This is a genomic window from Hymenobacter miniatus (genome assembly GCF_016427455.1).
Taxonomy (GTDB): domain Bacteria; phylum Bacteroidota; class Bacteroidia; order Cytophagales; family Hymenobacteraceae; genus Hymenobacter; species Hymenobacter armeniacus.
Window position 1 is genome coordinate 322,025 of sequence record NZ_JAELXR010000006.1, and the last position, 13,665, is coordinate 335,689.

At 63.6% G+C, this 13,665-nt stretch carries 11 protein-coding genes and 1 tRNA gene; 9 read left to right on the plus strand and 3 right to left on the minus strand.

Annotated features, from left to right (window positions below):
- Nucleotides 1-88 precede the first annotated feature (88 nt).
- Complete coding sequence (locus JAO73_RS12135) at nt 89-655, plus strand: DUF6799 domain-containing protein (RefSeq protein WP_198977292.1); 567 nt, start codon at nt 89-91, stop codon at nt 653-655.
- A gap of 22 nt (nt 656-677) precedes the next feature.
- Here JAO73_RS12135 and JAO73_RS12140 read toward each other — a convergent pair whose 3' ends face one another.
- Nucleotides 678-1,685, minus strand: a complete 1,008-nt coding sequence (locus tag JAO73_RS12140; RefSeq protein ID WP_198977293.1) for a dipeptide epimerase — start codon at nt 1,683-1,685, stop codon at nt 678-680.
- Between the two features lie 199 nt (nt 1,686-1,884).
- Here JAO73_RS12140 and JAO73_RS12145 point away from each other — a divergent pair, with 199 nt between their 5' ends.
- The 5 genes from JAO73_RS12145 to JAO73_RS12165 all read left to right on the plus strand — a co-directional run bounded on the left by JAO73_RS12145 (nt 1,885) and on the right by JAO73_RS12165 (nt 8,643).
- Complete coding sequence (locus JAO73_RS12145) at nt 1,885-3,102, plus strand: DUF6799 domain-containing protein (RefSeq protein ID WP_198977294.1); 1,218 nt, start codon at nt 1,885-1,887, stop codon at nt 3,100-3,102.
- Nucleotides 3,103-3,289: 187 nt separating this feature from the next.
- Nucleotides 3,290-4,690, plus strand: coding sequence for a dicarboxylate/amino acid:cation symporter (locus JAO73_RS12150; RefSeq protein ID WP_233169167.1), 1,401 nt, complete (start codon nt 3,290-3,292; stop codon nt 4,688-4,690).
- Between the two features lie 198 nt (nt 4,691-4,888).
- On the plus strand, nt 4,889-5,548 hold the full coding sequence (locus JAO73_RS12155) for a hypothetical protein (protein WP_190924082.1): 660 nt from the start codon (nt 4,889-4,891) through the stop codon (nt 5,546-5,548).
- Nucleotides 5,549-5,662: 114 nt separating this feature from the next.
- Nucleotides 5,663-6,199 carry a hypothetical protein gene (locus JAO73_RS12160; protein WP_198977296.1) on the plus strand — a complete coding sequence of 179 codons (537 nt, stop codon included), beginning with the start codon at nt 5,663-5,665 and terminating at the stop codon, nt 6,197-6,199.
- A gap of 74 nt (nt 6,200-6,273) precedes the next feature.
- Complete coding sequence (locus tag JAO73_RS12165) at nt 6,274-8,643, plus strand: GAF domain-containing protein (protein WP_198977297.1); 2,370 nt, start codon at nt 6,274-6,276, stop codon at nt 8,641-8,643.
- A 56-nt stretch (nt 8,644-8,699) separates the two neighbouring features.
- On the opposite strand, the gene JAO73_RS12170 is transcribed toward JAO73_RS12165, so the two are convergent.
- Both JAO73_RS12170 and JAO73_RS12175 read right to left on the minus strand, forming a co-directional pair.
- Nucleotides 8,700-9,374 carry a phosphatase PAP2 family protein gene (locus tag JAO73_RS12170; protein ID WP_198977298.1) on the minus strand — a complete coding sequence of 225 codons (675 nt, stop codon included), beginning with the start codon at nt 9,372-9,374 and terminating at the stop codon, nt 8,700-8,702.
- A gap of 99 nt (nt 9,375-9,473) precedes the next feature.
- Nucleotides 9,474-9,555, minus strand: a tRNA-Leu gene (locus tag JAO73_RS12175).
- 191 nt (nt 9,556-9,746) lie between these two features.
- Between JAO73_RS12175 and JAO73_RS12180 the strand changes: the two genes are divergently transcribed.
- From JAO73_RS12180 to JAO73_RS12190, 3 genes are all read left to right on the plus strand, one after another.
- Nucleotides 9,747-10,439 (plus strand): class I SAM-dependent methyltransferase, encoded by a 693-nt coding sequence (locus JAO73_RS12180; protein ID WP_198977299.1) that lies wholly within the window; start codon nt 9,747-9,749, stop codon nt 10,437-10,439.
- Nucleotides 10,440-10,608: 169 nt separating this feature from the next.
- Nucleotides 10,609-12,471, plus strand: a complete 1,863-nt coding sequence (locus JAO73_RS12185) for a M61 family metallopeptidase (RefSeq protein ID WP_198977300.1) — start codon at nt 10,609-10,611, stop codon at nt 12,469-12,471.
- 83 nt (nt 12,472-12,554) lie between these two features.
- Nucleotides 12,555-13,568, plus strand: coding sequence for an MBL fold metallo-hydrolase (locus JAO73_RS12190; protein WP_198977301.1), 1,014 nt, complete (start codon nt 12,555-12,557; stop codon nt 13,566-13,568).
- Nucleotides 13,569-13,665 lie beyond the last annotated feature (97 nt).

Consider the following 13,665-nt stretch of genomic DNA (forward strand, 5'->3'; position numbering starts at 1 on the left):
TGAGAAATAAATGTCTGCTCACGGGAGTCGTGCCACCCTTCGGGACCCGATTCCCGTATTCAGGCCCATTTACCTATTTTTCAGCGCCATGAAACGCATCCTCACGCTTTTATTAGTTGCCGGCAGCCTGGCCGCCGCGCCCCAGTTGGCCGCCGCGCAAGACGGCGGCTTCCCCGTGCAAACCACGCCGCGCACGCAATTCGTGTTCCTCAACGGCGAGGTGGTGCGGCGCGAAGGCAGCCAGACCACGCCCCTCACCCAAAACGTGAAGCTGCGCAACGGCACCAAAATCAATTACAAAAGCGGCATCGTGGAAATGCCCGCCGACAAAGTGAACCCCCAGGGCAAGAAGCTGACCCTGCACGAAGGCGACTACGTGCGCGCCGACGGCGGGCTGGTGTTTGCCACGCCCAGCAGCGCGGCGGCCGCTCGGGGCGAGGCGCCCGCCGGCGGTTCCAACAAGTTCGACACCTACACGCAGCGCGGCCCCGGCTTCTCCGACCCCGCCACGCAGGTGTCGCTGCTCAACAAAAAGGTGGAGCTGCTGAACCAAAAGGTGCAACTCCTCAGCCAGGGCCGCACCGATTTGCCCGATACCAAGGCCATCGATGACCAGCTGCTGCAGCTCAACGCTCAGCTCGGCACCCCGAAATAGCCCGGCGGCTGTCGTGGCCCGCCTAGCCGCGCAACGACAGCCGCCCGCCGCTTTCGCTCACCAGCCCGAACGGCTCATCCTTGATAATGAGGATGCCGTCGAGGTCGTGCACGTCGGCCAGGGCGCTGATTTGCAAGGCGGCGGCAATGGCCACGCTGGTTTCCACCATGCAGCCCATCATGGGCACCAGGCCGTGGGCGCGGGTGCGGCGCAGCAGTTCAATGCCCCGCCGGAAGCCGCCGGCCTTCATCAGCTTCATGTTCACGCCGTGAAACTGGCGGGCGATGTCGGCAAAGTCGGCCGTGTCGGTCACCGACTCGTCGGCTAGCAGCGGCACCACGCTGCGGGGCCGCAGGTAGCGGTAGTCATCGGCCAGGGCCGCCGGCAGCGGCTGCTCCAGGTAGCGCATGTTGAGGCCCGGCAGGGCGGCGGCCTGCTCCAGAAAGGCGAGCACGGCGTCGGCATTGGTCCAGGCCTCGTTGCCGTCCACCAGCAGCGGGTGGCCGGGCAGCACGCGGGCCACCTCACGCAGCAGCTCCAACCCGCCGTCTTGGTTTACCTTGATTTTAAGCAGCTCGAACCGGGCCGCCTGCTGCTCCTGCACAAACGCCGCCACCGCGCCGGGCTCCATGATGGGCAGCGTGAAGGCCGTGGGCACCGCGGTGGCCGGCGGCGGCACGCCCAGCCACTGCCACACGGGCTGCCCAGCTTGGGCGGCCAGCCATTGCACCAGCGCCGCCTCCAGGGCAAAGCTGAGGGCGTGGGCCACGGGCTGCGCGGCCAGCAGCGGGTCCAGCTCTTCCAGCGAGGCCACCCCATTCAGGCCGGCGGCTTGCAGGTCCTCAAACTGCCGGGCCAGCAGCTCCGGCGTTTCGCCGTAGCGCACGTTGGGCGCGGCCTCGCCCGTGCCGTGATGGCCCTGCCCGGCCATGCGCACCAGCAGGTTGGTTTTGGCAGCCGAGGCGTTGCGGGAAATTTTCCACACGAAGCGCAGGGGCAGCTCGTGGGCGGTAAGGGTCCAGGTGGGCATGGAAAAGAAAGCGGGGGCACCGAAGCAGGCCCGAAGATGCGGCGGAAACACCACAGCTACGGACGCCGGGCGAAAAAGGTCACTTTGACGAGTGTTTTAGAGGGCTGGCCTAAAACAAGCCAATAGGTATCGCGCAATGGTTCAGCTTTGCACGCTGCCAAGCTTCGGCAGCATTTCGCCATTGTTTTAACCTCTTTTCATGAAAAACACCCTACTCCAATTTCGGACCTTCCTCGTTGGCGCCCTCCTGTTGGCTAGCAGCCCTCGATGGGTGCAAGCGCAAAGCAGTTCGGAGTACTCTAATGGTCAGCTGCCGTGGTTTGCGATGCACAACAACACTTTGGTGGTGCAAACGGGCAATAAAGCCAAACCGCTGACCAAGGACGTGACCCTGCCCAACGGCACCCGTGTGGAGTACGCGACCCAATCGGTGGTGCTCACCGACGGCAAGCGCGTGCCCATGCAGGAGGGCGACATGCTGAGCCTAAATGGCGAATTCATTCGCAACCAGCCAGTGGCTCTGGCCGCCAAAGCCGTAGCCAGCGCACCCGCAGCTCTGGCCCGTGCGCCAGCCCCCGCCGAAGCCCCCCTGCCGGCTCCCGCCGCGCCGCCTACGTTCACCTACCACCCGGCGGCGCCCGTCAACGGGAAGCTGCGGGGCGTGGTGGAATTGGGCGCCAGTGGCTTCAACCTCTTCATCATCCGCATGGACGAGCAGCGCAACTGGAAGCTCGAAAAATCGGAGTTTGGCAACAGCCTAGTGCTGGAAAATATGGCCACCGAAGCCGACATCAGCAAAGGCCTTAAGTCCTACATCGGCCAGATGCTGGACTTTGGCGTGGCCGGCCGCGACATCCATTTCGTGGTAAGCTCGGGGGCGGCCATGGGCGAAGGCACCCAGAAAATCATCAGGGGCCTGCAATCCATGAAATACGTGGTAACGCCCGTGACGCCTGAGCGCGAAGGCGAGCTGGGGCTGCTGGCGGCCATGCCCGCCGGCTACGCCGACCGCGCCTTCGTGGTCGACATGGGTTCGGGCAACACCAAAATTGCCTGGCAGGACAAGGGCCAGACCCGCGTGCTCGACAGCTACGGCGCCAAATACTACGAGATGAACGTGGACGCCGCCACTGCCGCCGCCGAGGTAAAAGCCAAAGCCGGCCAGGTGCCAGCCACCCTGCGCCAAACCTGCTTCATCATCGGCGGGGTGCCCTACGAGCTGGCCAAGGCCGGACGCCAGGGCAAGGAGCCCTACACCGTGCTGCGCGCCCCCGAGGCCTACCCCGAGCCCGCGGCCGCCAAAGCCAAAGCCGGCCTGAACATCTACCAGGCCGTGGCGGCCGCCACCGGCTGCCGGGAATTTGTGTTCGGCTACGACGCCAACTTCACCATCGGCTACCTGCTGGCGCTGCCGTAACCTCGGCCATCTCACCGGCCCCAAAAGCCGCCGTGCCCGCCGAGCGCGGCGGCTTTTTTGGTCAGGGGCGGCCAGCCTTGGGCCCTGCTTCAGGCGCGCTGGCTGGATAATGCCGTTCTTTAGGGCCTCATTACCAACCCCGGCCTTTTTTTATTGCATGCCAAAATCCCGTTTACTTCCTCTTGCCATGGTCTGCCTGCTGGTGGCGGGCCTGCTTACCGCCCTCAGCGCCAACCACCTGCTGGCCCTGCCCGAAGCCGCGCTGATGGCCATCCGCTGGGTGGCGCTGCTGGTACTGGCCGTGGCCGTGGCCCCGCGCCGCTCCCTCACCCTCTGGATAGTGCTGGCCATGTTGGTGGGCGCCGAAGTTGGTGCCGATTTTCCGGAGCAGGCCCAGAATCTGAAAGTGCTTAGCGACGTCTTCCTCCGCCTGGTGAAAACCATCATCGCGCCGCTCGTTTTCGCCACGCTGGTGGTGGGCATTGCTGGGCACGCCGACCTAAAAAAGGTGGGCCGGATGGGGGTCAAGGCGCTGGTGTATTTTGAGGTAGTGACCACCTTCGCGCTGTTCATCGGTCTGGCCGCCATTAACCTCACCAAGGCCGGCCGCCTCGACCCGGCCGTGCTGGCGGCCGCCCAACGCTCCAACAACGTGAACGAAACCATTGCGGCCGCGCCCAAGCAGACGGCGGCCGACATCATCACGCACATCTTCCCCGAAAACATCGCTAAATCGATAGCCGAGGGACAAGTGCTGCAGGTAGTGGTGTTTGCCATCATCTTCGCCATCGGCCTGGCCATGGTGTCGGAAAAGCACCGTCGGTCCATGCTGGAGTGGTCGGAAAGCCTGTCGGAGGTGATGTTCAAGTTCACCAACGTGGTAATGTTCTTCGCGCCGCTGGGCGTGGGTGGCGCCATTGCCTACACGGTGGGAAAAATGGGCTTTGGTCCGCTGGTCAACGCCGTGCAGCTGCTGCTGACGCTGTATGCGGCGCTAATCGCCTTTGTGCTCCTGATTTTGCTGCCGGTGGCCCTCATCGCCCGCATTCCGCTGAAGCGCTTCATCCAGGCCGTGGCCGAGCCCGTCAGCATCGCCTTCGCCACCACTAGCTCCGAAGCAGCCCTGCCCCGCGCCATGGAAGCCATGGAAAGCATCGGGGTGCCGCGGCGCGTGGTGGCATTTGTAATGCCCACCGGCTACTCGTTCAACCTCGACGGCACCACCCTCTACCTGTCGCTGGCGTCCATCTTCGTGGCTCAGGCCGCCGGGGTCGACCTCACCCTTGGCCAGCAGCTTGTGATGGTGTTCACCCTCATGCTCACCAGCAAAGGCGTGGCCGGCGTGCCGCGCGCCTCGCTGGTTATTTTGCTGGCCACGGTGGCTTCGTTCAACCTGCCGGCCTGGCCGGTGTTCATCATTTTGGGAATTGATGCGCTGATGGACATGGCCCGCACGGCCGTGAACGTGCTCGGCAACTGTTTGGCGTCGGCGGTGGTTGCCCGTTGGGAAGGCGAATTCGTAGACGACTATCACGGCCCCGACCCGACGGCGGCCGTGGATGCTCCGCAACCCTATCCGCAACACTAAAGAAATTGAACTAAAACTGACCGGAAGCTTTTCAACCAGTCAAGGGCTTTTTTCTTTCATTCGCCGAGAAATGTCCTTTTAGCCTTCAGAATTGCCTAATTTAGCTTTTGGAACCGGCCATCGCCCTCTGCCCTGCTGCCGACCGGTACTTTAGGCTTTTTTCCTTTCCTTTTTTTGGCATTTTTCTATTTTACGTCTATGAAAGCTACTCGTCATCTCGCGCTGCTTGCCATGGTGCCGGCTATGCTGGCGGCCCCGGCCTGTGTTTCGGTCAAAAACCAAATGCGGAGCACGCCCTCGGCCGCCATCGCCAAGCGCTTGCCGGCCCTGGAAGTGCTGGCCGACCAAGGCCCGCTCGCGATGAATGACGGGGCGCTGCCCGAAGACCCCCTCAAGTTGTTTCAGCAGGAGTGCCACACCAACCTGACCGAGCCCACCGACTCGGCCACCTACGGCTACGCCAAGCTGGTGGTGAAAAAGGTGAAAACCCTGCGCACCGGCCGCGCCGTGCAGGGCCTGCAGGTGCTCACCTTCATGGTGCCCGCCGTGCTGGGCATTCCGCTGGAATGGTACAAGACCACGCTGCAGGCCGAAGTGCAGGTGAGCGACGCCGCCGGCAACCTGCTGGGTTCTTACGTGGGCACCGGCTCTTCCGAAGTGAAAGTGGCCATGTACCACGGCTATTCGCAAACCACCGCCCCGCGCCTGGCCGACATCATTGCCCTACGCGGCGCCATGGCCCAGATTCGGCCCCAGCTCGACACGGCCGTCGTGCGCCTGCGCCCCCTGCTGCTGGCCGGCGGCACCGTGGAGAACCCCACGCTGCCGTCTTCTTCGGTGGTCACGGGCAGCCGCTAGCCCCGGTTTTGGTAGCGCCCGCGGCGCTGCTGTTTGATGTATTTCTGGCCCGCAGCGCCTCGGCCCGCCCCTACGGCGAGCCGAGGCGCTGCGGGCCTTATCTTTGGGCCCGTGATGGCACTTTCGCTCCCGTTCCGATTTGCTACCCGCGGCGCGTTGGGGCTGCTGGGCGCGGCCCTGCTGGCCGGCTGCTGCGCCAACGACGTGTGCGAGGCCGACGACCCGCTGGCCGACGCCGTGCAGCTGCGCTTTGCGAAAAATTTTTCGGTCGCCGACCTCGATACGGTCATCGTGCTGCGCTACCCCAAAAAATTTACCAACACCCCCCGCCCCGAAACCGTGACACTGGTGCGTACTCCCGCTCAGGCCCGCGATTCGGTGCTGCTGCTGAACAACGACGCCCCCTTTTCGCGGGTGGGCAACACCAACCTGGGGGCTTACCGCTACGTGGTGCAGTACCTGGCCCATCCCAATGGCGTGAACAAGCCCGTGACCACCACGGCCCTGGTCATCGACAGCATTCGCGTGCAGGGCAATTATTACAAAACCAGCGGCTGCTGCACCAACTACCGCAACACCGGCAAGACGGCCTACGTGCAGGGCAGGGCCTACGACCTGACCCTGTTTCCTTATCTGGAAGTGCCGAAGTAGCCGGGCCGGTAGCAGCGCACGTATAGGGCGCGCGGGCCTGCAACGATTGCGGGGCGCGCCGTGTTTATTTTCCCATGCCTGCCGACTCCTCCCTGACCCTCGCCCTCGCCGTTCCGGACTCGCGTACCAACGCGGCGCCCACGTCCTTCCCGTTTCGGTCCACGCTCAGCCTCGAGCCGCTCATTGCCTACTGGCAGCGCCGCGAGCAGTCGACCAACGCGGGCGTGCGGCTGCTGGCCGTGGCCATTGGCCAGCAGGTGGCCGAGGCCGACTGGTGCCGCGGCCCGCTCACCGACTATTCGGTGCTGGAATGCAACTGCGACCTCATCGAGACGCTGATGCTGGCCGTGTTTCCGCCGGCTTCGTTTTCCACCGACATCAGCGGCGTAATAGGGCCGTTTCAGCGCTACTGCTTCTACTCCACCACGCATTTTGAGGAGGTGATGCTGAACAAGGACCGCACCATCAAGCAGCCCCTCAACATCGACATGCCCACGATGGAGCGGCACATGGGCCTGATGGCTTACCACCTGGTGCTCAACCGCGTGTACGGGGCCGAGATACCGCCGCTGGGCACCATTGTGTTCACCGTGCCCGATTACAAAATCGGCCTCTACCGCCATTACGGCGTCGATTTTAATTCCGATTTTGTGACCGTGAAGGTAGTGGGCGAGCCCCCACAGCTCACGCCGGAGCAGTTGGAAATGCTGATTCACAACCGCCACCGGCCCGAGCTGTGGCGTGAGCTGCTGCCGCCCGAGCATTTTGAGCTGGAAGGGTTTAACCTCATCCAGCTCCTGGACGTGACCGACCAGGAAATCCTGTCGGAACTGAAGTACGATTTGCTTGAACGCGACGTGCTGCAAACCCCGGCCCGCTTCGAGCAGATTCAGGAGAAGCTGCGGGTGCTGTTTGCGCAGCCCTCGTTGCAGCTGGGCATTGCGGCCTACGACGAGAAGAAGCGGGCCTTTGTCGATTTCGGCAAGAAAATCAACCACAGCTTCCTCACCAAGCAGGTCCAGACCAATTCGGCCGCCGACGGCAGCTTCCGGCAGATTTATGACCGGTTGCTCCGCGAACGGGAGCCCTTGGTGCTGAAGGACCTGGCCACGGCCGACATTCCGGAGGATTTGCGCGAGCAAATCACGGGGCTGGGTATCAACTCGGCCATCCTGGCGCTGCTGCCCTACGGCAACGACACGGTAGGCCTGCTGGAGCTCGGCACGCCCCAAGCGGGTGCCCTCGACGAGTTTGACATGGACAAGGTGTCGCAGTTTGTGCCGCTGTTTGCGGTGGCCGTGAAGCGCAACGCCGAAGACCTGCAATCCCGCGTGCAATCCATTATTCGTGAGAAGTTTACGGCCATTCATCCCACCATGGAATGGCGGTTTATGGACGCGGCCCGCAACCTGCTAGCCAAACTCGACGCCGGCAATCGCACGGCCGAGATGGAGCCCATTGTGTTTGAGGACGTGTACCCGCTGCACGGCTCCTGCGACATCCGGAGCAGCAGCACGGTGCGCAACGAGGCCATTCAGGGCGACCTGATTGAGCACCTTACCTTGGCCAACAAGGTGCTGAAAAAAGCCTCCGAGTGCCAGGAGCTGCCCATTCTCGACGAGCTGAAGTTCTACGTCACCAAAAACCTGAAGCGCCTGCGCGAAGGCATGCTCTCGGGCGACGAGGCCAACATTTACGACTCGCTGAAGCGCGAGGTGGAGCCGCTCTTTGAATACCTGGCCACCCACACGCCCGAGCTGCGGCCCATCATCACGAAGTACTGGAGCAACATCGACCCCAAGCTGGGCATTCTGTACAAGCGCCGCCAGGACTTTGAGACGAGCGTGACCACGCTCAATGACGCCGTGAGCGACTACCTCGACGAGGAAGAGGAAAAGGCCCAACAGATGTTCCCGCACTACTTCCAGCGCTACAAAACCGACGGCGTGGAGTTCAACATCTACGTGGGCAGCACGTTGGTCGAGAACAAGCCCTTCGACCTGGTGTTCCTGAAAAACCTGCGCCTGTGGCAGCTGCTGACCATGGTGGAAATCACGCGCCGTACCGCCGCGCTGAAGGCCACCCTGCCCGTGCCGCTCGACACGACCCAGCTCATCCTCATCCACGGGCAGCCGCTGAGCATTCGGTTCCGGCAAGACGAGCGCCAGTTCGACGTAGACGGCGCCTACAACATTCGCTACGAAATCATCAAGAAGCGCATCGACAAAGCCACCGTGCTGGGCACCGGCGAGCGCCTCACCCAGCCCGGCACCATCGCCCTCGTGTACGCCCAAAGCCGCGAGGCCGTGGAATACTACGAGTACATCGACTACCTGCAGGACCGTGGCCTGCTGGAGCCCGGCGTAGAAGAGCTGGAGCTAGAGGAGCTGCAGGGCGTGAAAGGCCTGCTGGCGTTGCGCGTGCGGGTGCAGATAGTGGGTTAGGCAATGGGTTTGGGCATCAGGCATGAACTCTCTGAATACCTGAACCCGAACACCTCCTATTTGAGCACGGCCTTTTCTTCTTTCCAGAACAGCTTGAGGGCGCCTCGGCTGGCGACCAGCCATGCCGCCCCGCCCGCAAACCCAGCCAGCACGTCGGTGGCGTAGTGGGCGTGCAGGCACACCCGCGTGAGGCCGATGAGGCCGGCCCAGAGCAGCAACGGGACCACCCAGCCGCGCTGCCCAAAGTGCCGGGCCAGCAGCCAGGCCAGGCAGCCGTAGAAGGTGAGCCCCATCATGGCGTGACCGCTGGGGAAGCTCAGGCCGTAGGTATGCAGCAGGGTATTGACGGGCCGGGGCCGGTTGAAATACAGTTTCAGTAGCTGGTTGAGCAGCACGCTGCCGGCCATGGCCAGCAGCCATTCCCAGGCTTCGCGCGGGTGCCCGGCCCGGCGCATCAGCAGCGGGCCGATGATGCTGGCGGGCAACAGGAAATAGAGCGAGGCGAAGAACGTGACGAAGTGAATGGGCCCCACCACCCAAGGGTGCGCGTGCTGCCAGGCATCGACAATGGCGAACGCCCAGGTGTCGAGGGCTTGGGAATGGTGCACAAACACGACCCGTGCCAGGTAGAAAAACCCGGCAAACGCCGCCACAAACAGCCCCAGCCCCGCGGCCACTTCGACAGTGAACAGGCCGGCCAGGGCCAGCAATCGAGAAGTGAGTCGATTCATGAACTTACGCGGCGGGATGAAGGGAAAAACCAGAGGTACGCCCCGAATAATACGCAAAACGAAAAAAGCCAGCCCCGGGGGGCTGGCTTTTTATTAACGTGCGCTCGGAGAGACTCGAACTCTCACACCTTGCGGAACTGCCGCCTGAAGACAGCGCGTCTACCAATTTCGCCACAAGCGCAGTTGGGGCTAAAAAGCCGCGCTACCATGTGGAAGTGCGGCCTTTTGATGGCACAAAGATATAGCCCCGATTTGCCCCGGCGCAACTATTGGCCCATTTTTTTCGGCATTTGCCTGCTGTGAAGCGTACCGCCGATTGTTTTTCAGTTACTTGCCGCATGATATTTTTTTCTCGGCCCCGTGCTTTCCACCATGCCTGAGCCGCCTGCGGACGCATTTTCTGCGCCCAGCCGCCCTGCGCTCCGCGGCTTCGACCGCGTGGCGTGGTGCTATGACGCGCTGGCAGGCCTCGTGTTTGGCCCTGCCCAGCGGCGCGCGCAGCGGGCAGCGCTGGGCGGCCTGCCTACTGCTGCCGCGCCGCACGTGCTCATACTGGGCGGCGGCACGGGCTGGGTGCTGACGGAAGTGCTGCGCCGCCGCCCGCGGGCCACGGTGCTCTACCTGGAAGCCTCCCCCAACATGCTGGCTCGCGCGCGCCGGCGCCTGGCCCGCGAATGCCCGGCCGCTGGGGCGCAGGTCGAGTTTCGGCACGGGACCCAGGAGGCCTTGCGGCCGGGCGAGAGCTTCGACGTTCTCATTACCTTTTTCGTGCTCGACTGCATTCCGAACTCGGAACTGCCTGGGGCGCTGGCCCAGCTGCGGCAGGCCAAGCGGCCGGACGCCCCCTGGCTGGTGGCCGATTTTCGTCCCGCCCGCCGGGGTTGGCGCCGTTGGCTGCTGGTGGCCATGTACGCTTTTTTTCGGCTCACCACGGGCCTGCGCGCCCGCCAGCTGCCCGACGTACGGGCCGAGCTCACCCGGCGGGGCCTTCGCCTAACGCAGGAGCAACGCTTTTTCGGGCAGGCCATCGAAGCCGGGGTGTACATCGGGCAAAGCGGAGCTTGACCCTTGATTTTTAATAATTGCCGCGGATATAACAAAAACATAATTTTAGCACTATTAACCGGCTTGCGCAGGGCCAAACCACTTATTCTATTGTAAATTTTCCGCAACTTTGTGGCGTGCTTCGGCACAGGCCTGCCGGCCCATACCTTGTTTACCTATTATTTCTACTATGAGAAACTTCGCCCCTATGCTATTGGCCCTGCTCGCGCTGGGCGTATCCGAAGCCACTGCCCAAACGGGTGCCGCCGGGCCGGCCGTGCGCTACACGGTGTCGTTTCCGAATGCGGTGCACCACGAGGCGAAGGTGACGGCTACGTTTGCCGGCCTGCCCGCCGGCCCCTTGCGCGTGCGGATGGCGCGCAGCTCGCCCGGGCGCTACGCCTTGCACGACTTTGCCAAGAACGTGTACTACGTGGTGGCCACCGACGGTGCCAATCACCCGCTGCCCCTTAACCGGCCCGACCCCTACAGCTGGGAGGTGACGCCGGCTGCTGACGGCAAGGTCATCTTCAGCTACACCCTCTACGGCGACCTCACGGACGGCACCTTCGCCGGCATCGACCAGCAGCACGCCCACCTCAACATGCCGGCCACGCTGTGCTACGCCGCGGGCCTGGAAGAGCGTCCGGCCGAAGTAAAGTTTGAGCTGCCGGCCAGCTGGAAAGTGGCCACCCAGCTGCGGTTGGGCGACGACAAAACCGTGTATACGGCCCCCAACTTGCAGTACCTGATGGACAGCCCCGTGTCGCTGGGTGCGCAGCAGGTGCGCAGCTGGCAGGAAGGCGACCAGACCATTGAGCTCGCGGCGCTGTACCTGGGCACCTCGGCGGAGCTGGATGCCTACGCCCGCAAGGTGCAGAAGGTGGTGAAGGAAGAAAAAGCCATTTTTGGCGAGCTGCCGAAGTTCGACTTCGGGCGCTACACCTTCATTGCCGACTACCTGAGCCAGGCCACCTCCGACGGCATGGAACACCGCAACTCGACCTCGCTCACCAGCCCGCGGCCCCTGCGCGAGGAAGACGGCACCCGCAACCTGGGCACGGTGGCCCACGAATTCTTCCACTCCTGGAACGTGGAGCGCCTGCGCCCCCGCGACCTGGAGCCCTTCGACTTCCAGCGCGTGAACATGAGCGACATGCTGTGGCTGGCCGAAGGCTTCACGCAGTACTACGGCCGCCTGGCCCTGCGCCGCGCCAAGCTCATTGAGGACGAGGAGTTTTTTGATGACATCAGCGGCTGGGTGAACCAGCGCCAGAACAGCCCCGGCGCGCGCTACGCGTCGGCCATCGACATGAGCCGGCAGGCGGCGTTCACCGACGGCTCGGGCAGCACCACGCCCATGAACACGGTGAACACCACGCTGTCGTACTACACCCAGGGCGCGGGCATTGCGCTGGTGCTCGACATGCAGCTGCGGCAGTTCCACCGCACGTCACTCGACAAAGTGATGCAGGCGCTGTGGCAGGAGTTTGGCTCGAAGCAAAGCAACTACGCCCCGGCCAAGCCCTATACCATCCGCGACGTGCAGCGCGTGGTGGGCGAGGTGAGCAAGGACACGGTGTTTGCCGGGCGCTTCTTCCGCCAGTACATCTACGGCCGCGAGATGCCCCGCTTCAGCGAAAACCTGCTGGTGGCCGGCCTGGCCGTGATTCCGACGCGGGTGCTGGGCGCGGCCCTGCCCCGGCAGGTAGACTTCGACGAAGAGGGCCGCTGCATTGTGGCCTACAACACCCAGATTGGCTCGGGCCTCTACAAGGCCGGCATCGACCGCGGTGACCAGCTGGTAGTGCTGGACGGCAAGGAGCTGAAAAGCCCCGGCGACCTCGACGGCGTGCTGCGCAAGCACTCGCCCAGCGACGTGGTGTTTGTGAAAGTGAAAACCCGCGGCGGCGTGGAGCGCACCACCCAGCTCATTCTCGGCGAAGACCCCAACGTGCAGGTAAAACCCGTGGACTCGGTGGAGAAAATGGTGTACACGCCCGCCCAGAAGGCCCTGCGCGAGGCGTGGCTGGCGAGCCAGGCTTCGAACTAACGGCGTCGTTTCAGGTTTCAGCATTTCCTTACTGAATTGCCCGATTACCGCGCGTAGTCGGGCAATTTTCGTACTTCAGCAACATGGCCAAGCGCATTTCCCACCTCCGCAACGACGCCCTGCCCACCGTGCGGCCCGGCTACCCCGGCAATAAGCTCTTCGGCAACGAATTCGCCAACGGCGAGGAGTTGTTTGAGCCCAGCTTTGCGACGGTGCTGAAATGGCAGCTGTCGACCAACCCACAGAAGGAAGAAAAGAAAGCCGACACCTGGGCGCCCGCCGTGATAGACTGCACCGCCGCGTTTTCCTCTACCGACGACATGCTGGTGTGGCTGGGGCACTCCTGTTTCCTGCTGCGCGCGGCGGGCGTCACGCTGCTCTTCGACCCCGTGCTGTTCAGCTCCCTGGGATTGCGGCACCGGCACGCCCTCCCCTGCCCGCCCGAGGCCATTCGCAGCATCGACTACCTGCTGCTCTCGCACGGCCACCGCGACCATCTGGACGAGAAATCCATTAAGCTGCTGGCGGCGCAAAACCCGCACATGCGCGTGCTGTCGTCGTTGCGCATGGGGCCGCTGCTGCGCGGCATGGCCAAGGGCCTTCCCGTGCAGGAGGCCGGCTGGTGGCAGCAGTACGACCTGGGGCCGGATTCGCCGCTCGAAATCACCTACCTGCCGGCCGCCCACTGGCACCGCCGCGGGCTGGCCGACCTGAACGAAGTGCTGTGGGGCAGCTTCCTGATTCGGGTGGCCGACAAGCTTCTCTACTTCGCCGGCGACACGGCCTACGGCGACCATTTTGAGGCCATTGAGGCGCGCTTCGGTCCCGTCGACATCGTGCTGATGCCCATCGGCGCCTACAAGCCCGCTTACATGATGGCCAAAAGCCACGTGAACCCGCACGAAGCCGCTAAGGCCGCCAACGTGCTGCGGGCCGGCCACGTGGTGCCCATGCACCACGGCACCTTCGATTTATCGGACGAGCCGGCTTCGGAGCCCCTGCGCCAGCTCACGGAAGTGGCGGCGGGCGGCATGCTGCGCGGCGAGCTGCACGCGCCCGCCGTGGGCGAGGTGCTGCGCTGGCAGTACTGGGAATAGGTTTTGAGGGCAAAACGGGCCGGCAATGAGAGGGCATGAGTTATTCTAACGACCTTTGCCCTTTCCTTCTGTTCCGAACTCCTACCCTTTTGCCCCC